Source organism: Streptomyces speibonae (assembly GCF_984686075.1).
Genome location: NZ_OZ480260.1, coordinates 5,676,529 through 5,701,216 on the forward strand (window position 1 = coordinate 5,676,529; position 24,688 = coordinate 5,701,216).

Consider the following 24,688-nt stretch of genomic DNA (forward strand, 5'->3'; position numbering starts at 1 on the left):
CGCTACTCGTCGTCGTCCAGACGGGCCAGTGCCTCGGTCACCTTCTCGTTGAACGCGACTACGGCGGGGTGGGCCGCGTGTGTGCTCACCTCGGCCTGGAAGTCGGTCACGTAGCGCTGGAAGCGGGAGGACTGAAGGGAGTCTCCGCCCTCGACTGCGAGACTCGCGGTGGTGACCGCGGCTTCCAAGTCGCCGTTTATGAGCTGGCTCTGGGCGAGCACCATGCGGCAGAACCCGAGGGTGCGAGCGTATGCCGGGTCGGTGCTGTCGACGGCGCGCTGTGCCTGCTCCACGGCTTCACGACGCATCCGCAGGTCACGGAAACAGTGGCAGAACTCGCCCGTGAGCTCCGCCTCGTCGAAGTAGCTCAGCCATGCCGGATCGTCTGCGCTGTCGGTCCGTTCGAAGTGGCGTTCTGCTTCGTTCATCGCGCGGGCCGCGCCGGCCTTCTCGCCTGCGTTGGAGAGGGCGCGGGCCTCCATGGCCCAGTAGTTGGACATGGCGCGTGGGGTAGCTCGGCCCTTGGCACCCTCGACGGCGGCGCGGGCGAGCTGGATGGCTTGGGCGTGGTTGCCGAGGTAGTTGGCCTGGTGGCTGAGGTTGCCGAGGATTCGGGCACCGAACATGCGGTCGTCGATCACTTGGGTCAGACGGAGGGTGGACGACAGGTAGCGGTGGGCGAGTCGGTGGTTCCCGGTGTCGTACGCGGTCCACGCCAGGAGCTGGGAGACCTCTGCGGCGGCGCCGAATAGGGCGGTGCCCACCTTCTCGCTGTAACTGGCGTCCAGCAGGGGCAGGACTTCGTGGCGGAAGTAGTGGCGTAATGCCTTGTGGCCGTGGCCTCCGCCGTACTTGAAGTCGAGTTGCATGAACATGCCTGCGGCGTCCCTGATCGCGCGTACGTCGCGCATGCCGACCCGTTGGCGTCCGGCACGGTCGGCTTGGATGCCGTCGGGGCGAGCGATCATCCATGAGAGGACTGCGGAGCTGAGGTCACCGTCCGCAACGGTCAGCCGGTCGTCGACGGGGGTTCTCACGGTCTCGTCCGCAAGGCTGCTCAGCGTGGAGAGCACTTCGGGAACGGTGCTCGGGTAGCCGACTGGTTGTGGGGCGGTGGGCTGCGCGTGGTCGGAGAACCCGAGATCGCCGGGCGTGATGTGGCGGCCGAGTTTGGTGCTCAGTACGTCGGCCATGATCGCGGCTGTCTGGGGCTGGATGCCCGCGCCGTCTCGCCATCGCTGCACTGAGACGTGAGTGGTTCCAAGGTTGATGCCGCGTGCGGCGGCGGTGTCCTTCATGCGCTTCGCAAGGCCCTTGTTCGAGACCTTGGCCTGCTCCATGACGGCGATCAACTGCGCGTTCGGCTCTCGGCTCATGCTCCCCTGCCAACCCGAGAATGACGGCGAGTGTTCATCGTGTCACAGCAGTGTCAGCCTTGGGGGGTTCATTGGTGAACCCCCTTTGCCTTTGCCGGTGTTCACGTGAACCCCCTGGTGAACGCTCCCGGTCGCGCCTGCTTCGCCGTGTACTGGCGTGCGTGAAGCAATCGGTGCCATGAGTGCCGCGGGGCCTCGGAAGGGGAAGTGATGGATGCGGGGAAGAGCGAGCGGCTGGCGGGTGAGCTGGACGCGTACGCGCACTGGTTCGCGACGCCGGAGCCGTACTCGGACGGGCATTTCCTGTCGTTGACGCTGTTCGCCGAGTTCAGTGACACGGCGCGGGTGGCGCGCTACATGACGTCCGTGTTCCTCCGGGGTGCGGGCGCCGGTGCGGTGCTGGACGATGCTCGGCTGGTTGTCTCGGAACTGGTCGGCAACGTCGTGAATCACGCTGTGCCGGACCGGCATCTGTCCACCCCCGGTGGCTGTCGGCGCATCGATCTGATCTTCAAGCTGTGGCCGAAGTGGCTGTTCATCGGTGTCGCCGACGAAGACTCGACTCCTCCACTGCTCCCGGCGGGAGAGGTGTTCTCCTCTGGACTGCTCGGAGAGTTGCCTGAAGCGGTGCTGCCCGACAGCGGTCGAGGTCTGCTGATCGCTCAGCGCCTGGCGGCGGCCGTCTGGTGGACGCCGGAGGAACGAGGCGGAAAGACGGTCTGGGCCCGCTTCGATCTGAATGGCGAGAAGGAGCCCGTACCGCACTGATGGTCTCCGGGCCACCGCCTTGGTTTCGCTCCTTCGCGATCGGGAGCGGCGGCGGTCTGGTAACCGGCCGGAGCTTGACCCCTCCGGCCAGGGCGCGGCTCCTCCGGACTTCCGGCAGCTCCCCTCCCGGCCGGAGGGCCGCGCCTGACAACCACAAACCGAGACCGGGCCACCCCATCAGCCCTGGAAAGCGAAGGGTGGCCCGGCTGGGAACGCGGCGGTTCCCGGTGCCTGATGGTACCGGGGCCGCCGTGCTGCGTGTTTTCCCCGGTCCCAAGAGATATGACGACTCGTTACCTGGATCGGGACAGAGGTGGGCAAGGTGACTGGCTCGGGTGAGAGCTGGCTGAGTGACGGTCTTGATGACGTTGCAGGGGACGACTGCGGCCTGTGGATGCCGGGAGTCGACTACGTGGCGGGCTGGCGTACGGCGCGTGAGGCTGCCGACCGGCTGAACCGCGCCCTCCTCGGGGTTGGCGTCGAGCTGTCCGTCGCACGGGCGGTCGCCTCAACGGACGGGGAGGGGCGCGGGGTCGTACGGCTGGCGGGCCGGCCGGAAGCGACAGAGCAGCTTGCCCGGCTCCTGGAAGGGCTCGCAGACGGTAGCGGCGGTGCGCTATGAGGGGCCCTTGCGCCGGTGAGTGGCGCGCGTGGGCACGTCGCCTGCCGGAGAGACTTTGGGCGGTAGCTGCCATGGGGCGAGTGAACAGGGGGCCCTACGCTGGCCCGGCGAATCGGGCAGGCACTGGCCCTGCCCGCGTATATGCCCGATGGGCCCCCTGTTCTTCGAGGCTCGCCCCATGGGAGCTGCCTAAAGTCTCGGAGGCCGGCGACCCCCGGCCGACCACGCCCCGGCTGACGATTGCTCGTCGACGCCCGGTTTCCTTGAGCGGGCTGCGGTGTGGGGCGCTCGGCGACCGGACGGGACCGGCGGCCACGCCGCACGCCCGGCCGGGGCGGCCGTGCGGCCCGGCGCGCCGCAGGCGCGCCCTTGAGGAAGTGAAGGCTGTTTCGACCGATGCGCCTCGTCCCTTAGGCCTTGCGGCGTCGGGCGGGCTGCTTGTCGGCGGTGATCCGGTAGGCGATCTCGGCGCGGTCCGCACCGACGCGCAGTTCTTCGAGGATCAGCGGCCGGTCGTCGGTGCCGTGCGCGACGCGGGACAGATGCAGGATCGGGGTGGCGTCCGGGAGCTGGAGGGTGGCGCGCTCGTCGGGCAGCGGCATGCGGGCTCGGACCGTCTCCGACCACCACAGGGCGTGGCCGTCCTGGGTGAGCAGTCGGTAGATCTCTGCCGGTGGCTGGCACGGCTCCTTCCCGAGCGGTGGAACCGCTTCCGCCACCTCGAAGGGGATCAGGGTGCGGTGCATGACGCGGGTGCCGGTGTCGGGGTCACTGAGCAGGCGGTCACAGCAGAAGAGCGCTTCCTCTTCGCCGAGTTCGAGCAAGCGGCCGGTGGTCTTGGTGGTACGGGCGCGGTACGTGGTCGGCTTTTCGGTTTCCTTCCATGCGTCACCGTTGGGCATGGTGAACCGGTCGTCGCTGGTGCGGCTGATGCGGCGGTCGATGGCGAGGGCAGGCTGGCCGTCGGAGCGTACGAAGCTGCCTTTGCCGTGCCGTACATCGATCAGCCCTTCCGCGCGCAGTGCGGCGATCGCGTTGCGCACGGTGGGGCGGGAGACCCCGTAACGGGCGATCAGTTGGGACTCCGAGGGCAAGGGAGAGTCCGGTGCGAACTCGCCGGACAGGATCGCTTCGCGGATGGCGGCGGCCACCTGCTGATAGAGGGCTCCGGGGCGCTGGATCTCTGTCATCTCGGCTTCTCCGGTTCGGTGTCGTAGGCACGTCGCACGCGCGTCATCACTCGTCAGCATAAGTAGTTGCACCTCTGCCGTGCAGCACTTCATAGTCATCACTCGTAAGGACAAGTGACGTCCGGATGTGCTGGACGTCCTGACAGGCCAGGGAGGCCGAAGAACATGCAGTCCATTCCCGTGGACACGGCGCGGCTGGGCGTACTGCGGTGCGCCATCGCGCCGGAAGCGAAGATCAGCAACCCCGAGACGCAGGAGGTGAAGAAGGACCGGGACGGCAACCCGGTGTTCACCGTGGCCGTCACCGTGCGGCAGGACCGGCGGCGGATCTCCGTCATCGAGATCGCGGTGACCGGTGAGCCCAAGGGCATTGAGGAAGGGCAGATCGTCACGGTCACCGGACTGACGGCGTTCATGTGGACCATGGGCGACCGGCACGGCGTCAGTTTCCGGGCGGACGCAATCACGCCCGTGCACGGCGGCACCGCCGCACACCGCAAGGGCGGTGACGCGTGATGGGGCCGATCCTGCTCGCCCTCTTGCTCGCGGCGCTGGCCTGGGTGCTCGTCGTCGGTGACGTGGTGCGCCGGCACCGCCCGGCCTGGCACTGGTACCTCGTCGGCTACTCCGTCACCGCGTGCCGGGTGGTCTTGACCTGGCGCAAGGTCGCCATGCTCAACGACTTATCCGTCTCCCGTCGTCCGGCCCGCGGGCTGCTCGGGGACCTCGTGGTCAAGGGCGATCCGGTTCGGCCGATCGCTCCGAGAGCCTCGTTCCCCCGTGCCACCCCGTTGGGGCTGACCGTGGCCGTGCGGTTGCACGCGGGCCAGACCCCGGCGACGTACATGAAGGCGGCTGATGCTCTGGTCCACGCCTGGCGGGTACATGCGGTGCGGGTCACCTCGCCGGAACGCGGCCTGGTGCTCCTCTCCGCGATGGCCACTGACCCGCTTCGACGGCCCGGCTTAGCCACCGCACCGGCTGAACTGCTCTCCGTACTCATCGGCGCACTGGAGAGCGGCGGGGCGTGGGTGATGAACCTCCGGCTCGTCCCCCACTGGCTCATCGTCGGGGCCACCCGGTCCGGCAAGTCCACCTTGCTGGCCCGGATGATCACTCAGCTTGCCCCGCAACGCGTTGCCCTGGTCGGCATCGACTGCAAGGGCGGCATGGAACTTGGGCTGTTTACTGGTCGGCTGAGCGCGCTTGCCACCTGCCGACGCGAAGCGGTCGCCGTACTCTCCGCACTCGTCGTCGACATGCAGGAACGGATGAACACCTGCCGAACGGCCGGCGTGCGTTCGATCTGGGAGCTGCCCGACAAGCTGCGTCCCGTGCCGGTCGTCGTGCTGGTCGACGAGATCGCGGAACTGTACCTGTCCGACGGCACCCGCGAGGGCAAGGCGGAGGCCGAACAGTGCTCCACGCTCCTGCTCCGCATCGCTCAACTCGGGGCCGCGCTCGGCCTTCACCTGGTCGTCGCCGGGCAACGCGTCGGCTCCGACCTCGGCCCCGGTGTCACCGCGCTGCGGGCCCAGCTCGGCGGCCGTATCTGCCACCGCGTCAACGACCCCGGTACGGCTGAGATGACCCTCGGAGATCTCAACAAGGACGCCGTGGCCGTCGCCCAGTCGATCACACCGGAGGAACGCGGGGTCGCCGTGTGCACCGGACCGGACGGCGGCTGGAGCCGTGCCCGCTCGCACCTGACCCCCACGGACGAGGCAGCTGCGACGGCCCGCACGTTCGCCGGCATGACCCCGGAACTGCCCACCGTTCACCGCGCCCTCGTGGCGCTGGAAGGGGAGAACAAGTGATCAGCACAGGCACGGCGTTCACATTCTCGGTGATCTTCGGGTTCATCACCGTTCTGCTCGTCCGCTCCCGCGACGTACGGGCCTGGGAAGCGGTCTGCGTCGGCCTCTTCGGCCTCTACCTCGGCCAGACCCCCGTGATCCACACCGTGCACGGCCTCGTCACCTGGGTCATCAGCGGTTTCTCCCACACCTGAGCAGGAAGGACACACCACCATGCCCATGCCTCGCGTGAGGTGCCCGCACTGCAAGGGCGACGGAGCCCGCAAGACCTGGACCGGACGCACCCGCCGCTGCCGCGTCTGCCGGGGCACCGGAACCATCCGCTGACCCTCGCCCGCCCACCGACCGAGCAAGGGAGGCAATCCCATGACCGACCCCGCGCCACCCACCATCCCCTGTGCCGCTGCGGCGGCCCACACCGGAAGGTCACCACCATCACCCCGGAGTACACCCCGGCTGACAGGCGCGCCGTCCTCGACCGTGCGGCGCGCCTGCGCCAGATCCCCGAAACCGACCGCGACGCCATCCGCATCGCCCAAGATCCGCAGTTCTCCCGCTGGCTGGAGCAGATCACCGCTACCGGCGGCTGCTCCCACCCCGTCCACCTGTCCGGCTCCACCACCACCCTGGACAGCACAACCGGCGAGATCCTCCGCCAGTACGACACCCGCAACGAACCCGGCGAACGCCTCCTGGTGCGCTGCCGCAACCGCCGGGCAACCGTCTGCGCCCCCTGCTCCCGCCTCCACGCGGGCGACACCTTCCACCTCGTCCGCGCAGGCCTCCTCGGCGGCAAGAACGTCCCCACCACCGTCCGCGACCGCCCACGGCTCTTCGTCACCCTGACCGCACCGTCCTTCGGCCCCGTGCACCGGACCGGGGAACGCTGCCGCCCCCGCCGTAACAGCGGCACGTGCGAGCACGGCCGTCCCCTCGGCTGCGGCACAGAGCACACCGCGAACGATCCCCTCGTCGGCCAACCTCTGTGCCCCGACTGCTACGACTACACCGGACACGTGCTCTGGCACGCGCACGCCTCCAAGCTGTGGGACCGCTTCGTCATCGACGTCCGCCGCCGCCTCGCCTCCTCCGCCGGCCTCGTACAGTCCCGCTTCGCCCAGCACGCCCGGCTGTCCTTCGCGCGCGTCGCCGAGTACCAGAAACGGGCGGCCGTCCACGTGCACGCCGTCGTCCGCCTCGACGGCCCCGACGGACCGTCCGACGAACCCCCGCCCTGGGGCACGGCCGACCGGCTCACCGCCGCCGTGCGCGCCTCCGCCCAGCGGGTCCAGGTCCGCACCCCCTACAGCCCGGCCGTCGGCGAACTGCACCTTCGCTGGGGAGCCCAACTCGACATTCGATCGCTGTACGCCGACGGTGACGGGCCCGGTGATGACGCGGTGGCCGCATACGTCGCGAAGTACGTCACCAAGGGAGCGAGCGACACCGGCGCCGGCACCGACTACAAGGTCACCACCCGGGACGACATCGACACGGCACCCGTGAGCGGACACGTCCGCACCCTCATGCGCACCTGCTGGCACCTCGGCGGCCTCCCGGAGTACGCGCCTCTGCACCTGCGCGCCTGGGCTCACACTCTCGGCTACCGCGGCCACATCCTCACCAAATCACGGGCCTACTCCACCACCTACGCAGCCCTACGCGCTGAACGTGCCCACCACGTTGGCCAAGCCGAGATTCCCGATGCGATCACGGATGCGCACTGGCGCTACGTCGGCTCCGGTCACACGCCTGGCGCCGCTCTGATCGCGGCTGGAGTCGCCGAAGACCTCGCGGAGTGCCGGCGACTCATTGCTGATGCCAGGCAAGAGGGAGGCGGGCCCCGATGACTCCGCTACCCGCGCCCGAACCCTCGAATGACAGAGCTGCGAGCCTCATCGAGAGCGAGATTGTGATCGTGGATGAGGACGGCACAGAGGAACCGTTCGACGCCGCTGCATGGTTCGAGTGAGGAGTGAAGCCGCCTTACCTGCGTCATGGGAAGGCGGCTCCGTTCTGTGCGGTGTGCAATCAGAGGGCTTGCGCGAAGTCGTCTTCGCGGATCACAAGCCGTTCGCGCACGTCCTTCGGGATCAGCAAGCGAAGGTGCACCTTCGGGGCCCGGACCCCCGGCACCTTCGTGCGGGTGACCTCGCAGCGGATCCCGACGCGGTACAGGTCTGCGGACATGGCCTCCATGCCGCCTTCCTGCCAGTGCTCACGGAACGTCTTGCCGCCGTGGACGTTGACCCATCGGTCCTTCGCCGTCTCTGGATCAATCGCTTCGAGCTCCCCGATGAGCTTGTCGAGTGTCGCCTCTGCCTGCTCCTTCGTGAACCGCGTCTTTGCGTACCGGCCTCCGGGTTCGAGTTCCTTCATGTAGAGCGCGATGGACTCCTGAAGGCGCTTGATCTCCCGTCGCGCCTCGGCACCCTCCGCGTACTGGCGAACCTGTACGGGGAAGTCTCCGAGGACCTTCAGCACGTCCTCCACCAGGCGTTCGTAGACCCGCTCGGGGTTGGGCGCCCCGTGCCCGCCGCTCTTGCAGTTGCGGCATCGCAGGTAGGGGTAGGTCCCGAAACCGTTTCTCGTGACCTGCACGGTCATGTTCGTCTTGCAGTCGGCGCACAGGAGCACGCCGAGGAACTGCGTAGCTCCTCCAGGACGGCGTGGCGGTTGCTTCTTCATCCGCTTGTCGAGAGCTGCGCCGAGGGTCTCGAACTCCTCCTCGGTGAAGACGGGGGGAGCGACCCTGATCGGCTTGCCGTCCTTGCCGAGGATTGGTTTCGAACGCCGCTGTCCGCCGTTCTTGTCCTCCTCCACCCGGAAGCCGAGGAGCGCCGGGTTACGGAGACGGCGGAGGAGCGTCGCCACGGTGAGTCCTTGGCTCATGAGGCCGGACCGCTTCAGGCAGCGCACCATGAAGCGGGCAGAGCAGTCTCGAAGCGCCATGCGCCGAGCCCAGTGCAGTGCCTTGTACGCCTCGGGATCGATGACGAGAACCACCCTCCCCGTGTCGTCCTCGTCCGTGACGTAGCCGTACGCCGGCTTCCCGATCAGCCAGTCCTCCTGAGACTTTGCGTAGTCCCAGAGGCTCGTGACACGAGTGGATGTGTTGGCCGCTTCGATCTCGGCGATACCACCGATGATCGTGACCATGATCTTGCCCGCAGTCGTGGTGAGATCAAGGCTGTCGTTCTTCGAGACCAGGTTCTTCCCGCGCTTCAGGCTCCATTCGATCATCGTCGAGAGGTCGGAGAGCCGACGTACGAAGCGATCGAGCTTCCAGAACAGGATCTCGTCGAACTCGGGGGAGCGGTTGTTCAACCAGTCCCCGAGTTCCTTCCGCTTCCATGGCGGAACCTTCGTTGCTGACACGTTCAGATCTGAAGCGACGCCCACGACTCGGCACCCTCGTTCCCTGGCCAGGATGCGGAGATCGAGCTCCTGACGTACCGGTGACGTCGTGTCGTCCGTCAGTACGGATAAGCGAATCGACAGGAGTGCCCGGGGTGCGTCATCCGGGAGTAGCGCCTCAGCCTGCTTCAGCTCCGCCAAGAGCGCGAGATCGGCTTTGGTCCACTCGGCTTCCACGTTGTAGGCCGCACGGTCTGCCGCGCGCCTCCGCTGTCCTCGTTTCCTCATGTCAGCAGCGTAGATGTTGTTTTGGGCGTTTTTCCATATGCCCGCAGATGGACACGAGTATCCAGATCGGCCCGACGGGCAAGAAGCTGCTGCCGCTGACGGTGAAGGAGGCTCACAACAGCTGAGACGCAGCGGATTCGGGGTGGGCCTGTCAGCGTTTGGGATCTTCTGAGCATATTGAGGGCCGTGCTCGGCGTGCCGTGAGGGGCGGCGCCACCCTGAGGAGGGCTGCGGTCCTGGTGTAAACGGTGCTGGCGAGGGCGTCGTTCAGGGCCAGGCGCGAAGGGGTGTCCGGTCGGGATGTGCTGAAGAAGCCCCCGCTGGGCCGCGGCGCGGGCGAGGCGGTGGCGAGCCAGACAGGGGTCGGCGCGCGGTCATCTCCGGTCCGCGACTCAGCCTCCACAGCGTATCGGTCTGGGTATCGGCCAACCCCGCTTCCCGGGCCAGCTCCTTGAGCTCGGTATGCACACGGGCGCGAAGCGCGAACAGACAGTCATGGAGCTCCTCTCGACTCCATGCCGAAACCTCCTGTTCCGGCTGCCTGCTGAGTGGTCGTCCGGTCAGTACTCGCAGCAGAGTGGAGAATGGGGTTCCAGTTGCGTTTGAGGCAGTAGTCAGGAGAGATCATGCGTGCTGTTCAGTACGACCGGTTCGGGTTACCCGATGTGCTGCGCATCAACGAGGTGCCCACGCCCGATCCCGGACCGGGAGAGGTGCTCGTCGACGTGCACGCCGCGAGCGTGGACGCATCGGAGACCGCCTTGCGCTCGGGCAAGTTGCGCAGAGTCATCCGTGCCGGCCTTCCCCGCGGCACGGGCACCGACTTCGTCGGCCGCGTCACGGCAGTGGGCTCCGGCGTTCATGCGTGGCACGCCGGAGACGCGGTGTGGGGGCTCATGCCGCACTTGACGTTCGGATCCATAGCCGACTATGTCAGCGTGCCCGAGCAGCGGCTCGCCCGGGCACCGAAGAACCTCGACTTCCTCGAAGCTGCCGCCCTTCCGGTATCGGGCACCACCGTCTTGACCGCCCTGACGGACAAGGCGCACCTCGCAGAGGGGGAGCGGCTTCTGGTCCGCGGTGCCGCAGGAGGTGTCGGCAACGTCGCCGTGCAACTCGGCAAGGCCCTCGGCGCCCACGTCACCGCCCTTGCCGGTGCTCGTCACCTCGACTGGGTCGGAGAACTCGGCGCAGACGAGGTTCTGGACTACCGAACGACCCGGCCGGAAGATCTCGGCCGTTTCGATGTCATCCTCGACGTGGCGGGCACCGGTCTCGGCGCCTTCAGAAGGCGGCTGACTCGGCAGGGCCGCTTGGTCGCGCTGGCATTTGACCCGGACCGGATCATCTTGTCGATGATCAGTATGGGATTGCGGGGCGCCGTCTCGCCACGGCGGAACAAACTCTTCAGCAACAACCCGTCGGCCGACCGGATAGCAGAACTCACCCGGTCCGTCGAGGCCGGAAGCATCCGGCCCATGGTCGACACGGTCTTTGCGATGACAGACGTCGCTGAGGCGCACAGAAGGCTCGAAGCCGGTGGCGTCCGCGGGAAGTACGTCGTCGACATGCAGCGCGCATAGCCCATTTCCCTGCGTGTGGCGGGACAGGGGTCGACGACGACTTCCTTCGGTGGCGTGGGGCCCCGGACTCAACGGCGCGGTGGGCGGGAACCACCCCCTTCAGGGGTCGGAGGATGTCAAGGGGTGTCGCGGTCGTAGGGGCGGATGCGGTGGCGGGGGGTGACGGTGCGGCGGGGTGGGCGGGTGAGGGTGATCTGGCGGACCAGTTGCTGGAAGCAGGCCAGGGCGGCGACGCCCGGCAGGGCCGCCGCGGCGGTGTCGGTGAGGGTGTGCGGTGCCTGGGCCACGCAGAGGAGGACCGCGACGGAGGAGAAGAGCAGGACGACGAACCAGGAGTGCAGGGCGCGTCGTTGGTGGAGTGCCGCGCGGAGGACGGAGAGGGATCCCGCGAGCCAGGGGCCGTAGACGAGGATGGGCCACCAGGCCGAGGAACTGCCGCTGCTGTGGGCGGTGGTGACGAGCAGCAGGGGTTCGTAGGTGACGACGCCGCTGAAGACGCTCACCATCGATACGGTGACCGCTGCCATGGCGGCGATGACATAGCTGGCGACGCGCAGGGCGTCGGGGCGTTTGCGTGGGGGTTTGCGGTGTCCGCGCGGGGCGCGCAGGGGCGGCAGTTCGGCGGTGATCTCCTGGAGGTTGCCCATCGGGCTGCCGGCGGGCGGTGCGGTGACCGAGGCCTCCTCGCGCGGGGGCGGCACGGTTCTGCCGTACTCCTCGCCGCGGGCCTCCTGGAGCAGGTAGGCCAGTTCCTCGGCCGGGTCCCAGGGAGGCACGGCCGGTTCCACGGGCTCCGCATAGACGGCTCCGGCCCGGTGCCTTCCGGTGCCCGATTCGGGAAAAGGGGCCGCCATGTCAGCGCCGTACCAGAGAGGGTCGTAGCGTTCATCATTCATGTCAGGATTGATTCATCCGGCCGGTGGTGGCGGTCAACAGTGGTTCTGTGACGAGCAGTTGGAACGGCCCTGACCTGCTTTCCTTCATACAGCGACTAACGGCGGCCCTTTCACTTGGATGCGCGGCGAATGAGTGAACGGCCGTGGTGACAATTGCTTTGTATAAGCCTCGGAATTCCTTTTTTTCGACTGGCGTTCAGTGTATGAAGAATATTTTCTCGGGGGTGGCCGCATCCGCGCGGGCGGCTGCGGCGTCCCTGCGGGTATGGAGCTGGAGAAGACGCCGGAGCGGCCCGCGGGCGGCGAGGGGTGCCTCGTCGTGGCGGTCCGCGTGCCCGTGCGGATCGTGGTGCTGGTGCTGGTCGTGCCGGTCCGGATGGTGTGGGACGCGCTGGTGGTCGCCGGGCGGTTCCTGAACGACACGGTGTTCCGGCCGGTCGGGCGGGCGCTGCTGTGGCTGGGGCGTGCGGTGTTCGTGTGGCCGTTCGTGGGGCTGTGGCGGTATGTGCTCGTGCCGCTGGGCGGGGGAGCCGCCTGGCTGGGGAGGGTGCTTCTGGTCCTTCCGGCCGTGTGGTGCTACCGATATGTGCTGACTCCCCTCGGACACGCCGCCGTATGGGTGTACGCGCGTGTGCTGACGCCGGTCGGGCACGCGCTCACCGCGGCCGGCGCCGCGCTGTGGGCGGGGGTGGCGTGGCTGGGGAGGTATCTGCTCGTCGTGCCGTCGGTGTGGGTGTACCGGTGGGTGCTCACGCCGGTGGGGCACGCGCTCGCGTGGTGCGGCCGGGGGCTCGCGTGGTGCGGCCGGGGCTGTGTGTGGCTGGTGGCGGCGATCGCCGCCGGGATCGGCGCGGCGCTGTACTGGACCGCCCGCATCCTGCTGGTGCTGCCCGCGCTCGCGGTGTGGCGGTGGGTGCTGGCGCCGGCCGGGCGGGCGCTCGGTGTCGTCGCGCGGGAGATCCGGGACGCGCTCGGGCACGCCTGGCGGGTCGCCGGACACATCTCGCTCGCCGTGGGGCGTGCCCTCGCGACGCTCTTCCGGTGGATCTTCGTGGAGCCCGCGCGGTGGGTGTACCGCAGCGTGCTGACCCCGGTGGGACACGCGGTGCGCGACGCCGTACTGCGGCCCGTCGGCCGGGCCGCGCGTGCCGTGGGCCGGGCCACCCGGCAGGCGCTGGAGTCCGCCCGCGCCTCGGTCCGGCGGGCCCGTGCCGACATCCGGCGGATGCTGCTGGGCGGACCCGCGGAACCGCAGGTCGCGCACCGGCGGGAACCTACTGGCCGGGAGGCACGTACTCTTGGTAGCAGTACGACCGCTCTCACGAAGGACTGAAGAACACTGGGCAAGCGACAGCCCGAAGGCCCGCCGCCCGCACCCGCGGTGCAGCGCATCCGACTGCGCTACACCAAGCGCGGCCGCCTCCGGTTCACCAGCCACCGTGACTTCCAGCGTGCTTTCGAGCGCGCGCTGCGCCGCGCCGAGGTGCCGATGGCGTACTCGGCGGGGTTCACGCCGCACCCGAAGGTGTCGTATGCCAATGCCGCACCCACCGGCACGGGCAGTGAGGCGGAGTACCTGGAGATCGCGCTCACCGAGGCGCGCGACCCCGAGCAGGTCCGGACCCTCCTCGACGAGTCGCTGCCCGCCGGGCTCGACGTCGTCGACGCGGTCGAGGCCCGCTCGTCCGGTCTCGCCGACCGGCTCACGGCTTCCGTGTGGGAGCTGCGGCTGGACGGCGTCACCGCCGAGGAGGCCCGCCGCGCGGTGGACGCCTTCAACGCGGCCGGGACCGTGGAGGTCCAGCGCCGCACCAAGAACGGCGTCCGCACGTTCGACGCCCGCGCGGCGGTGGCGCACCTGGAGAGCGCGGAAACGCACTCGTCGCCGGCTGATAGGCCGACCGACCGGCCCTGTGCGATACTGCGCCTGGTTGTTCGGCACGTGACGCCTGCCGTACGACCCGACGACGTCCTGTCCGGTCTCCGCGCCGTGGCCGACCTGGCGCCGCCGGTCCCCGCAGCGGTGACCAGGCTGGCGCAGGGGCTGTTCGATGAAGAGACCGGCACGGTGACCGACCCGCTCGCGCCCGACCGCGAGGCAGCAGCGTCCGAGCCGCATCCGGCCGGAGCCACTGCCACCGCGACGGCGCCGGCGTAAGGAAGGTCCCGCGCAGGGACGTACGTCGTAAGCGCCGCCCTCGAACTCGGGAGCCACCTGGGTCGGGCAGCGCACCGACCAGAAGACTTTCGCCAGGCCGTACGCATTCGGCGTACGGAACCGGCGAGACAGGACACAGAGAGCTTCCGAGCGGCGCCCGCGCCCCGGACGGCGGCAACCGCGCATCGCGCGAGCCGCGGACGTCACCGGCATCGCCGGACCAGGCGCGGCGCCCGGGAGCCTGACGGGAGAAACGCCCGCATGCTCGAACCGATCGAGCCCACCAAGGGCTCCGAACCGAACACTCCGAGCGACACCTTGCCGCCCAGGCGGCGGCGCCGTGCTGCTTCCCGCCCGGCGGGCCCGCCCGCCGCAGCCGCGGCCGGGGCGGCCGCCGAGACCGTCGCGCCGGCCATACCGGCCGCGGAGAGTGCCGACGCCCCCGCGCCGACCGCGCCCGAGAACGGGCCCGAGCCGGCTGCGCTCGCTGCGGAGCAGGAGACGGAGGCCGCGGCCCCCGCGCCCCGGCGCCGTCGTGTGGTCCGCCGCGCGGCCGCGCCCGCCGGGTCACCGGCGTCCGCGGACTCCGCGGAGACGGTCGTACCGGCGACACCGGCCGCCGCCGAGAGCGCCGAGAGCGCTGAGTCCGATGCCGAGGACGCCCCCGATGCCGTGGTGACCGCCGGGTCCGACGCGGACGCCGCCTCGCGTCGCGCCCGTCGTCGTGCGACCCGCACGGTGACCTCGCCGGAGGAGACCACGGAGACCGCCGAGGCCGCAGCGACCGTCGAGCCGGGGGCTCAGGCCGCTCCCGAGGCCGGCGATGCGCCCGTGACCGCCGGGTCCGACGCGGACGCCGCCTCGCGTCGCGCCCGTCGCCGTGCGACCCGCACGATGACCTCGCCGGAGGAGACCACGGATGCGGCAGCGACTGGGTCCGAGACTCAGCCCGCTCCCGAGGCCCCTGTGGCCGACGCGGACGCCGCCTCGCGTCGCACCCGGCGTCGTGCGACCCGCACGGTGACCTCGCCGGAGGAGACCACGGAGACCGCCGAGGCCGCAGCGACCGTCGAGCCGGGGGCTCAGGCCGCTCCCGAGGCCGGCGACGCGCCCGTGACCCCCGAGTCCGACGCGGACGCCGCCCCGCGCCGCGCCCGTCGCCGTGCGGCCCGCACCGTGTCCGCACCGACGGAGACCGCCGAGCAGGCGCAGACCCCCGCCGCGCGGGCCGAGGCATCCGAGACCACCGAGACCACCGAGGACGCCGCGCCCCGTCGCACCCGGCGCCGTGCCTCGCGCAGTGCGTCCGCTCCGGCCGGTGCGCCGGTGACCGCCGGGACGGCGGAGGGCGACACCGAGGAGACCGAGCAGGCCACCCCGATCGCCGAGGAGGCCCCGGTGACCGAGAACGACAAGCAGGACGAGACCCCCGAGACGCCCGCCGAGCAGGCCCCCGCCGACGAGGCCGCGCCGCGCCGCCGCCGTCGCGTGGTCCGCAAGGCCGCCGCCGGTTTCGCCGAGCCCGCGCGCACCGCCGCCCGCCCGGCAGCGGCCGAGGAGGACGAGGAGAGCGGCCCGCGGCGCCCCGCGCGCCCCGCCGTCGCCGTGTTCCAGCCGCCGGTGTTCACCGAGCCCCGCTTCCAGACGCCCGAGCGCGCCGCGGCCGAGGCGGCGGCCGAGGTCGCCGAGCCGGAGGAGACCGAGGAGCCCGAGGAGACCCAGGAGCTCCCGGAGGAGCAGCCCGCCGCTTCCCGCCGCCGTCGTCGGCGCCGGGGTGCGGGCGACGCGGAGGACACCGCCGCCCGGACCGCCCCGGCCGCCGAGGACGAGGCCGAGGAGGCCGAGGAGCCGGCCCAGGACCACGCGGACGCCGACACCGAGGACCAGGACGACGGCGAGTCCTCCGGTTCCCGCCGCCGCCGTCGCCGTGGTGGCCGTCGCCGCCGGCGCGGCGAGTCCGCCGAGACGGAGACCGAGGGCGAGGAGTCCGGCGAGAAGGACGCCGACGCCGAGCACCTCGCCGCGAAGCAGGCCGCCCAGGACGCCGAGGACACCGCCGAGCAGGCGGAGGAGGACGCCGGGGAGCGCGAGGAGTCCGGCGGCTCCAGCAGCAGCCGCCGTCGCCGTCGCCGCCGTCGCCGGGCCGGTGACGGCGGCGGTGAGGCCGAGACCTCCACCGACGACCCCGAGCGCACGGTCGTCAAGGTGCGCGAGCCGCGCAAGCCGTCCGAGCCGTCGGACGAGGTGCAGTCCATCAAGGGCTCCACCCGCCTGGAGGCGAAGAAGCAGCGCCGCCGCGAGGGCCGTGAGCAGGGCCGCCGCCGCGTGCCGATCATCACCGAGGCCGAGTTCCTGGCCCGCCGCGAGGCCGTCGAGCGCGTCATGGTGGTGCGCCAGCACGGCGACCGTACGCAGATCGGTGTGCTGGAGGACGGGGTGCTCGTCGAGCACTACGTCAACAAGGAGCAGGCCACCTCGTACGTCGGCAACGTCTACCTCGGCAAGGTGCAGAACGTGCTGCCGTCGATGGAGGCCGCCTTCATCGACATCGGCAAGGGCCGCAACGCGGTGCTCTACGCCGGTGAGGTCAACTTCGAGGCGCTCGGCATGTCGGGCGGCCCGCGCCGTATCGAGTCCGCGCTGAAGTCCGGCCAGTCGGTCCTGGTCCAGGTGACCAAGGACCCGATCGGCCACAAGGGCGCCCGTCTCACCAGCCAGGTCTCCCTCCCGGGCCGCTACCTCGTGTACGTGCCCGAGGGCTCGATGACCGGCATCAGCCGCAAGCTGCCCGACACCGAGCGGTCCCGGCTGAAGACCATCCTCAAGAAGATCGTCCCCGAGGACGCGGGCGTCATCGTGCGCACCGCCGCCGAGGGCGCGAGCGAGGAGGAACTGCGCCGCGACGTCGAACGCCTCCAGGCGCAGTGGGAGGAGATCAAGAAGAAGTCCAAGAACGGCGGCAGCGCGCCGACGCTGCTGTACGGCGAGCCGGACATGACCGTCCGGGTCGTGCGGGACATCTTCAACGAGGACTTCTCCAAGGTCGTCGTCAGCGGTGACGAGGCCTGGGAGACCATCCACGGCTATGTGTCGCACGTGGCGCCGGACCTGGCCGAGCGGCTGTCCCGGTGGACCAGCGAGGTCGACGTCTTCGCCACGTACCGGATCGACGAGCAGCTCGCCAAGGCGCTGGACCGCAAGGTCTGGCTGCCCAGCGGCGGTTCGCTGGTGATCGACCGGACCGAGGCGATGGTCGTCATCGACGTCAACACCGGCAAGTTCACCGGTCAGGGCGGCAACCTCGAGGAGACGGTCACCAGGAACAACCTGGAGGCGGCCGAGGAGATCGTGCGCCAGCTGCGGCTGCGCGACCTCGGCGGCATCATCGTCATCGACTTCATCGACATGGTGCTGGAGTCCAACCGGGACCTGGTGCTGCGGCGCCTGCTGGAGTGCCTGGGCCGGGACCGTACGAAGCACCAGGTGGCCGAGGTGACCTCGCTGGGCCTGGTGCAGATGACCCGCAAGCGGGTCGGCCAGGGTCTGCTGGAGTCGTTCTCGGAGACCTGCGTCCACTGCAACGGCCGGGGCGTCATCGTGCACCTGGACCAGCCGTCCGCCTCCGGTGGCGGCGGCAAGCGCAGGAAGCGGGCGCGGGCCGGCGCGGCGGAGCAGCCGCACGAGCACGAGGCCCCCGCGGCCGTCGTGACGGCCGAGCAGGAGGCGGAGGCGGAGTCGGTGGCCGAGGTCGCCGCCGAGGCCGCGGAGCCGGTCGCGCTCCCCGCCCCCGAGTTCAACCCGGACGAGGAGCTGTACAGCAGCGCCGCCGAGGCGGAGGCCGCGGCCACCCGTGGACGTTCCCGCCGCCGGGCGAGCCGGCGGGTGTCCGCTCCCGCGGGCGCCCCGAAGCGGGACGCCGACAAGGCCGACAGGGCCGGCCGGCAGAAGGCGCAGGAGCCCGAGCCGGCCGGGGAGACCGCCCCCGAGGCGGCCCCGACGGCGCAGGACGTGACCGCCGCGCAGGAGGTCACGCGTCCGGTGCGGCCGGAGTCGGCCGCCGAGGCGCTGGCCGAGCCCGCGGCCGTCGAGGACGCGGTGGTGCCGGAGCCCGCCGAGGAGGCCGCCCCCAAGGGCCGTACGCGGCGCCGGGTCGTCCGCAAGGTGACCGCGCCGGCCGGTTCCCCGGCGGGAGCCGAGGCCGCGGTGGTGACGGTCAGCGAGACCGCGAAGGCGGAGGAGGCGCCGAAGGCGGAGGAGGCCCCCGCCGAGGCCGGTGCCCCGGCCGAGGCGGCCGCTCCCGCGGAGCCCGAGGCCCCGGCCCGTCCGCGCCGGCGCGCGGTGCGCAAGCCGAGCACGTCCACCGCGTCCGCGGAGGCGGCCGTGACGGTTGTCCCCTCGGCCCCGGCGCACGAGCCGGCACCGGCCGCCGCGGAGCCTGCCGAGGAGCCGTCGCAGGCGCCCGCCGAGAAGCCCTCGGAGGAGCCCGCCGGCGAGTCCGCCGCGCAGGGCGAGGCCGCCGAGGAAGCCGCTCCGGCCAAGAAGACCGCCCGCAAGGCGGCCAAGAAGGCCACGGCGAAGAAGGCCGCCACGAAGAAGACGACGACGGCCAAGAAGACCGCCGCCAAGAAGACGACGGCCAAGAAGGCGGCGAAGACCACCAAGGCGGCCGCCACCAAGACGACGACCGCCAGGACGACCGCCAAGACGGCGGCGAAGAAGTCGGCGTCGAAGAAGACCGCGGCCGCCGATCAGCAGCCGCCGTCCTCGGTCACGGCCGTGACCGACGAGGGCTGACGGCCCTCCCCTGTGTGGTCCTGTCCCCTGGGACAGGACCACACCCTTTCCCACGGGCCGCGCCCACCTGCGCCGACCGCGCGCGGGCGTGCCCGTCAGACAGCTGCCGCCGAGATGACACATCCCCGACTCGGTCGGACCCGGGGAACGTAAGGAGAAACCGCGATGATAGGCCTCGTGCTTGCGGCCGGCGCCGGACGCCGGCTGCGCCCCTACACCGACACCCTGCCCAAGGCGCTGGTGCCGGTGGGCCCCGCGGGTGAGGAGGGCGAGCCGACGGTCCTGGACCTGACCCTCGCCAACTTCGCCGAGATCGGGCTGACCGAGGCCGGTGTCATCGTCGGCTACGCCAAGGAGGCCGTCTACGAGCGCAAGGCGGCCCTGGAGGCGAAGTACGGGCTGAAGCTGACGCTGATCGACAACGACAAGGCCGAGGAGTGGAACAACGCCTACTCGCTGTGGTGCGGCCGGGACGCCCTGAAGGACGGGGTGATCCTCGCCAACGGGGACACGGTGCACCCGGTGTCGGTGGAGAAGACCCTCCTGGCGGCGCGCGGTGACGGCAAGAGGATCATTCTCGCGCTGGACACGGTGAAGAAGCTCGCCGACGAGGAGATGAAGGTCGTCGTCGACCCGGAGCGGGGGATGACGCGGATCACGAAGCTGATGGATCCGGCCGAGGCGACGGGTGAGTACATCGGGGTCACGCTGATCGAGGGCGAGGCGGCCGGGGAGCTGGCGGACGCGCTGAGGGCGACGTTCGAGCGGGACCCGCAGCTGTACTACGAGGACGGTTACCAGGAGCTGGTGAACCGCGGGTTCCGGATCGATGTGGCGCCGATCGGCGACGTCGAGTGGGTCGAGATCGACAACCACGACGACCTCACGCGCGGGCGGGAGATCGCGTGCCAGTACTGACCCGGCTCATTCCCTCGCCGGTCGTCGTCGACATCCGTCCCGGCGCCCTCGACGACCTCGCGCACGTCCTCGCGGACCAGCGGATCTCGCAGTCGGGCAGACTCGCGGTGGCGATCAGCGCGGGCTCCGGGGCCCGGCTGCGCGAGCGGCTGTCGCCCGCCCTGCCGGGGGCCACGTGGTTCGAGGTCGGCGGCGGCACCATCGACGACGCGGTCCGGCTCGCCGACGAGATGAAGTCCGGCCACTACGACGCGGTCGTCGGACTCGGCGGCGGCAAGATCATCGACTGCGCCAAGTTCGCCTCCGCGCGGGTCGGCCTTCCCATGGTCTCCGTGGCCACCAACCTCTCGCACGACGGCATCTGCTCGCCCGTCTCCATCCTGGACAACGACGCGGGCCGCGGCTCCTACGGCGTGCCCACGCCCATCGCGCTGCTCATCGACCTCGCGGTGATACGCGAGGCGCCGATCCGGTTCGTACGCTCCGGGATCGGGGACGCGCTGTCCAACATCTCCGCGGTCGCCGACTGGGAGCTGTCCCACCGCGTCAACGGCGAGAAGGTCGACGGTCTCGCCGCCGCCATGGCCCGGCAGGCCGGCGAGGCCGTGCTGCGCCACCCCGGCGGCTGCGGCGACGACGGCTTCCTGACCGTGCTGTCCGAGGGGCTGGTGCTGTCGGGGATCGCCATGTCGATCGCGGGGCACACCCGGCCCGCCTCCGGGGCCTGCCACGAGATCAGCCACGCGCTGGACCTGCTGTATCCCCGGCGCGCCGCCAGTCACGGCGAGCAGGTCGGCATCGGCGCGGCGTTCGCGACGCATCTGCGCGGCGACCACGAGAGCGCCCGGATCATGGCCGACGCGCTCCGCCGGCACGGGCTGCCGGTCGTCGCGCGGGAGATCGGTTTCGACGACGAGGAGTTCGTGCGCGCCGTCGGGTTCGCCCCCGAGACCCGCCCGGGCCGCTACACGATCCTGGAGCATCTCCAGCTGTCCCCGGCACAGATCAAGGACGCGTACGCGGAGTACGTCGCGTCGGTCACCGGCTGACGGACGGGGTCCGGTTTGACCCTCGTGGGCCGGGCCCCGTAACCTTGACCGTCGGCGTGTCCATCGGGACCGCCACATCCCCGTAAACCTCTTCCTCCCGGACGCGGCCGCGGCCGGGAGAGGTCGCCCGCGTGTATGCGTGGGCGACTGGCCTGCGGGGGTGCCGTTCTTCGAGTGAGAGAGTGAGATCCGCGTGTACGCCATCGTGCGCAGCGGTGGTCGCCAGCACAAGGTTGCTGTCGGCGACATCGTCGAGGTTGACAAGATTTCCACCGCCAAGGTCGGCGACACGGTCGAACTCTCGACCCTGCTCGTCGTGGACGGCGACTCCGTGACCAGCGACCCGTGGGTGCTGGCCGGCATCAAGGTCCAGGCCGAGGTCGTGGACCACCACAAGGGCCAGAAGATCGACATTCTGCGCTACAAGAACAAGACCGGCTACCGCCGTCGTCAGGGCCACCGCCAGCAGTACACGGCGATCAAGGTCACTGAGATCCCCGCGGCTGCGAAGTAAGGGACTGAGGAGAGATGGCACACAAGAAGGGCGCATCGTCCACCCGTAACGGTCGTGACTCCAACGCTCAGCGCCTCGGCGTGAAGCGCTTCGGCGGTCAGGTCGTGAACGCGGGCGAGATCCTGGTCCGCCAGCGCGGCACCCACTTCCACCCGGGCGCCGGCGTCGGCCGTGGCGGCGACGACACGCTGTTCGCGCTGCAGGCCGGTTCGGTGCAGTTCGGCACCAGCCGTGGCCGCAAGGTCGTGAACATCGTCCCGGTCGCCTGATCCAGGCTTTTCGACCGTACGTTTCGCGAGGCGGACCTCACTTCCCGGTCGGGAAGGCGGGTCCGCCTTTCGCGTGTTACCCAAGAGATGACCCCGTAGTAACTGGAGGCACATTCCATGACCACCTTCGTGGACCGCGTCGAGCTGCATGTCGCCGCGGGTAACGGAGGCCACGGCTGTGCCTCCGTCCATCGCGAGAAGTTCAAGCCGCTCGGCGGGCCCGACGGCGGCAACGGCGGACGCGGCGGCGATGTGATCCTCACCGTCGACCAGTCCGTGACCACCCTGCTCGACTACCACCACTCGCCGCACCGCAAGGCCACCAACGGCAAGCCCGGCGAGGGCGGCAACCGCAGTGGCAAGGACGGCCAGGACCTGGTCCTGCCCGTGCCCGACGGCACCGTGGTGCTCGACAAGGCGGGCAACGTCCTGGCCGACCTCGTCGGGCACGGCACCTCCTACGTCGCCGCCCAGGGCGGACGCGGCGGGCTCGGCAACGCCGCCCTCGCCTCGGCGCGCCGTAAGGCGCCCGGGTTCGCGCTGCTCGGCGAGCCGGGGGACCTCCACGACATCGTCCTGGAGCTGAAGACCGTCGCGGACGTGGCGCTCGTGGGCTATCCCAGTGCCGGCAAGTCGTCCCTGATCTCCGTGCTCAGCGCCGCCAAGCCGAAGATCGCCGACTACCCGTTCACCACGCTGGTGCCCAACCTCGGTGTGGTCACCGCCGGTTCGACCGTGTACACCATCGCCGACGTGCCGGGGCTGATCCCGGGCGCCAGCCAGGGCAAGGGTCTTGGCCTGGAGTTCCTGCGGCACGTCGAGCGGTGCAGCGTGCTGGTGCACGTGCTGGACACCGCCACCCTGGAGTCCGACCGCGACCCCGTCTCCGACCTCGACGTCATCGAGGAGGAGCTGCGGCAGTACGGCGGTCTCGACAACCGGCCGCGGATCGTCGTCCTCAACAAGATCGACGTGCCGGACGGCAAGGACCTCGCCGAGATGGTGCGGCCGGACCTCCAGGAGCGCGGCTACCGCGTCTTCGAGGTGTCCGCCGTGGCCCACACCGGGCTGCGCGAGCTGTCCTTCGCCCTCGCCGAGCTGGTGGCCGAGGCGCGCGCCGCCAAGCCGAAGGAGGAGGCGACCCGCATCGTCATCCGTCCCCAGGCGGTCGACGACACCGGCTTCACCGTCACCCGCGAGGAGGTCGGCGGGGAGCCGCTGTTCCGGGTGCGCGGCGAGAAGCCCGAACGCTGGGTCCGCCAGACCGACTTCAACAACGACGAGGCCGTCGGCTACCTCGCCGACCGGCTGGGCCGCCTCGGTGTCGAGGAGGAACTGATGAAGGCCGGCGCCCGCTCGGGCGACGGCGTGGCCATCGGCCCCGAGGAGAACGCCGTCGTCTTCGACTGGGAGCCGACCGTCACCGCCGGCGCGGAAATGCTCGGCCGCCGGGGCGAGGACCACCGCTTCGAGGCCCCCCGCCCCGCCGCCCAACGCCGCCGAGACCGCCAGGCCGAACGCGACGAAGCAGAACGCGAGTACGACGGCTTCGAGCCGTTCTAGTGCCGCGGCAGGCAACGTTTGCCCGTCAAGGAGCGGCGTCCGGTGCGTGCTCTCGGCGTGTCGGCCGGAAGTCCTCGTACTGGACGTACTTGGGCTTTCGGCCGGTGCGGCGAGAGTGCGTGCCGGGCGTCGCGACGGGGCGAACGTTGCCTGCCGGGGCACTAGCCCGCGCACGCCCCGTGCGAGAGGTGCCCCGGGCCGGTACATCGGCCCGGGGCACCGCCATGTCCGCCGCCGTGTCCGGCCGCAGGGACGTAAATTGACGGAGCGTCAGCTGTTACGAAATCTTGCGGCGGTTGCCGGGCTGTTGAGACGGGACGCGCGAAAACGGGGGTTACGGTGATCGGAAACGCTGCTCGTGGGGGAGGGCACAGTGCATACCGAGACCGTATCGGGGCCCACCGTTTCGGTGGTCATACCGGTCTACAACGCGGGGGAGCATCTCGAGGAATGTCTGCGGTCGATCGCGGACCAGTCCCTGGGATTCGAGCACCTCGAGATCGTCGCCGTGGACGACGCGTCCACGGACGACAGCGCGGACTTATTGGACGCCTGGGCGGCACGGCACCCCGGGCGGGTGCGGGTCGTGCGGCTGGCGGAGAACACCGGGGCGCCGGGCGGGCCGCGCAACCGGGGCATCGAGGAGGCCACCGGTGAGTTCCTGTTCTTCGCCGATCCCGACGACCGCCTGGGCACCGAGGCGCTGGAGCGGATGGTGGGGGCCGCCCGGCGCGACGACTCCGACGTGGTGCTCGGACGCATCAGGGGAGTGGGCCGCAAGGCGCCGGTGACGCCGTTCCGCAAGAACGTCGCGGGCGGGGACCTCTTCTCCTGCAAGGCCGTGTGGACCCTCACCGCGCACAAGTTGTTCCGGCGCTCCCTCGTCGAGGAGCACCGGCTGCGGTTCGCCGAGGGGGTCCGGCTGGCCGAGGAGCAGATGTTCGTCGTCCCGGCCTATCTGCACGCCCGGTCCATGTCCGTGGTGGCCGACTACGACTGCTACCACCTGATCCACCGGGACGGCTTCCCGCATCTGACCCACGAGGTCCCCGACCCGGCCGTCTTCTACGCCAACCTGCGCAACGTCCTGGACGTGGTCGTGGAGCACGTGCCGCCCGGCAGCCGGCGCAACGGTCTGCTGTACCGGTGGCTCACCCTGGAGATCCTCGGCCGGTTCAAGGAGCCCTTCGCCGAGCTGCCGGACGAGGCCCGGACCCTGCATGTGAAGCTCGCCGGGCAGCTGCTGCGCGAGTACGTCCCGCAGGAGCTGGTGGCCGAGCTGCCGCCGCTCTCCCGGCTGCGCTGCCTGCTGCTCACCGAGGGGGCGGTCGAGGAGATCACCGCGCTGTGCGCCCTGGTGCCCCGGCCGCGCCCGGCTCCGGAGCTTCCGGCCCCCGCCCCCGTACCGCACGCCGCGCCGCGGCTGCGGGGCCGGATCCGCGCCCTGACCGTCGCGCTGGCCGCCCGCACCCGCCCCGCCGCGGGGAAGGGCGGGCGCTGAGCCGGGAGGGCCGCAGAGGGAACAC

The 24,688-nt window shown here is 70.6% G+C and carries 20 protein-coding genes; 16 read left to right on the forward strand and 4 right to left on the reverse strand.

From position 1 onward, the window contains the following. Positions 1–2: 2 nt before the first annotated feature. Entirely contained in the window at positions 3–1,376 is a 1,374-nt protein-coding gene (locus tag AC5L3C_RS25390) for an NsdA family TPR-like regulatory protein (RefSeq protein ID WP_493651045.1), read from the reverse strand. A gap of 210 nt (positions 1,377–1,586) precedes the next feature. Here AC5L3C_RS25390 and AC5L3C_RS25395 point away from each other — a divergent pair, with 210 nt between their 5' ends. Continuing rightward, a complete protein-coding gene (locus AC5L3C_RS25395) occupies positions 1,587–2,144 on the forward strand; it encodes an ATP-binding protein (RefSeq protein WP_493651046.1) in 558 nt (185 codons plus the stop codon). Between the two features lie 322 nt (positions 2,145–2,466). Further along, the gene (locus tag AC5L3C_RS25400; RefSeq protein ID WP_493651048.1) at positions 2,467–2,766 is read left to right on the forward strand and encodes a hypothetical protein; all 300 of its coding nucleotides are present in this window, start codon (positions 2,467–2,469) and stop codon (positions 2,764–2,766) included. A gap of 410 nt (positions 2,767–3,176) precedes the next feature. Here the strand turns inward: AC5L3C_RS25400 and AC5L3C_RS25405 are convergent, their stop codons facing one another. After that, positions 3,177–3,956: a GntR family transcriptional regulator gene (locus AC5L3C_RS25405; protein ID WP_493651049.1), complete on the reverse strand. Its 780-nt coding sequence runs from the start codon at positions 3,954–3,956 to the stop codon at positions 3,177–3,179. Positions 3,957–4,121: 165 nt separating this feature from the next. Between AC5L3C_RS25405 and AC5L3C_RS25410 the strand changes: the two genes are divergently transcribed. The 4 genes from AC5L3C_RS25410 (at position 4,122) to AC5L3C_RS25425 (ending at position 7,623) form a co-directional block, all read left to right on the forward strand. Then, positions 4,122–4,472: an SCO3933 family regulatory protein gene (locus AC5L3C_RS25410; RefSeq protein WP_493651051.1), complete on the forward strand. Its 351-nt coding sequence runs from the start codon at positions 4,122–4,124 to the stop codon at positions 4,470–4,472. After that, positions 4,472–5,773 carry an FtsK/SpoIIIE domain-containing protein gene (locus AC5L3C_RS25415; RefSeq protein WP_493654016.1) on the forward strand — a complete coding sequence of 434 codons (1,302 nt, stop codon included), beginning with the start codon at positions 4,472–4,474 and terminating at the stop codon, positions 5,771–5,773. The genes AC5L3C_RS25410 and AC5L3C_RS25415 overlap by 1 nt, the downstream gene beginning before the upstream one ends. Next, a complete protein-coding gene (locus AC5L3C_RS25420; RefSeq protein ID WP_493651053.1) occupies positions 5,770–5,967 on the forward strand; it encodes a hypothetical protein in 198 nt (65 codons plus the stop codon). The genes AC5L3C_RS25415 and AC5L3C_RS25420 overlap by 4 nt, the downstream gene beginning before the upstream one ends. A 297-nt stretch (positions 5,968–6,264) precedes the next feature. Then, a complete protein-coding gene (locus AC5L3C_RS25425) occupies positions 6,265–7,623 on the forward strand; it encodes a replication initiator (RefSeq protein WP_493654018.1) in 1,359 nt (452 codons plus the stop codon). A gap of 181 nt (positions 7,624–7,804) precedes the next feature. Here AC5L3C_RS25425 and AC5L3C_RS25430 read toward each other — a convergent pair whose 3' ends face one another. After that, a complete protein-coding gene (locus AC5L3C_RS25430; protein WP_125510390.1) occupies positions 7,805–9,367 on the reverse strand; it encodes a recombinase family protein in 1,563 nt (520 codons plus the stop codon). A 677-nt stretch (positions 9,368–10,044) separates the two neighbouring features. Between AC5L3C_RS25430 and AC5L3C_RS25435 the strand changes: the two genes are divergently transcribed. Beyond that, entirely contained in the window at positions 10,045–11,001 is a 957-nt protein-coding gene (locus tag AC5L3C_RS25435; RefSeq protein ID WP_493651055.1) for an NAD(P)-dependent alcohol dehydrogenase, read from the forward strand. 116 nt (positions 11,002–11,117) lie between these two features. On the opposite strand, the gene AC5L3C_RS25440 is transcribed toward AC5L3C_RS25435, so the two are convergent. After that, positions 11,118–11,897 carry a hypothetical protein gene (locus AC5L3C_RS25440; protein WP_493651057.1) on the reverse strand — a complete coding sequence of 260 codons (780 nt, stop codon included), beginning with the start codon at positions 11,895–11,897 and terminating at the stop codon, positions 11,118–11,120. Positions 11,898–12,162: 265 nt separating this feature from the next. On the opposite strand from AC5L3C_RS25440, the gene AC5L3C_RS25445 reads away from it, so the two are divergent. The 9 genes from AC5L3C_RS25445 to AC5L3C_RS25485 all read left to right on the forward strand — a co-directional run bounded on the left by AC5L3C_RS25445 (position 12,163) and on the right by AC5L3C_RS25485 (position 24,663). Then, positions 12,163–13,230: a hypothetical protein gene (locus AC5L3C_RS25445; RefSeq protein ID WP_493651058.1), complete on the forward strand. Its 1,068-nt coding sequence runs from the start codon at positions 12,163–12,165 to the stop codon at positions 13,228–13,230. 48 nt (positions 13,231–13,278) lie between these two features. Beyond that, positions 13,279–14,055 carry a TIGR03936 family radical SAM-associated protein gene (locus tag AC5L3C_RS25450; protein ID WP_493651060.1) on the forward strand — a complete coding sequence of 259 codons (777 nt, stop codon included), beginning with the start codon at positions 13,279–13,281 and terminating at the stop codon, positions 14,053–14,055. Between the two features lie 261 nt (positions 14,056–14,316). Then, complete coding sequence (locus AC5L3C_RS25455) at positions 14,317–18,849, forward strand: Rne/Rng family ribonuclease (RefSeq protein WP_493651062.1); 4,533 nt, start codon at positions 14,317–14,319, stop codon at positions 18,847–18,849. A 165-nt stretch (positions 18,850–19,014) separates the two neighbouring features. After that, complete coding sequence (locus AC5L3C_RS25460) at positions 19,015–19,767, forward strand: phosphocholine cytidylyltransferase family protein (protein WP_493651064.1); 753 nt, start codon at positions 19,015–19,017, stop codon at positions 19,765–19,767. Further along, positions 19,755–20,816: an iron-containing alcohol dehydrogenase family protein gene (locus AC5L3C_RS25465; protein WP_493651066.1), complete on the forward strand. Its 1,062-nt coding sequence runs from the start codon at positions 19,755–19,757 to the stop codon at positions 20,814–20,816. Before AC5L3C_RS25460 ends, AC5L3C_RS25465 begins: the two co-directional genes overlap by 13 nt. Positions 20,817–21,009: 193 nt before the next feature. Continuing rightward, positions 21,010–21,330 (forward strand): 50S ribosomal protein L21, encoded by a 321-nt coding sequence (rplU, locus tag AC5L3C_RS25470; protein ID WP_006132815.1) that lies wholly within the window; start codon positions 21,010–21,012, stop codon positions 21,328–21,330. A gap of 14 nt (positions 21,331–21,344) precedes the next feature. Continuing rightward, positions 21,345–21,599 carry a 50S ribosomal protein L27 gene (gene rpmA, locus AC5L3C_RS25475; protein WP_006132816.1) on the forward strand — a complete coding sequence of 85 codons (255 nt, stop codon included), beginning with the start codon at positions 21,345–21,347 and terminating at the stop codon, positions 21,597–21,599. 117 nt (positions 21,600–21,716) lie between these two features. Beyond that, on the forward strand, positions 21,717–23,162 hold the full coding sequence (gene obgE / locus AC5L3C_RS25480; protein WP_493651068.1) for a GTPase ObgE: 1,446 nt from the start codon (positions 21,717–21,719) through the stop codon (positions 23,160–23,162). Positions 23,163–23,535: 373 nt separating this feature from the next. Continuing rightward, a complete protein-coding gene (locus AC5L3C_RS25485) occupies positions 23,536–24,663 on the forward strand; it encodes a glycosyltransferase family 2 protein (protein WP_493651069.1) in 1,128 nt (375 codons plus the stop codon). Positions 24,664–24,688: the final 25 nt, after the last annotated feature.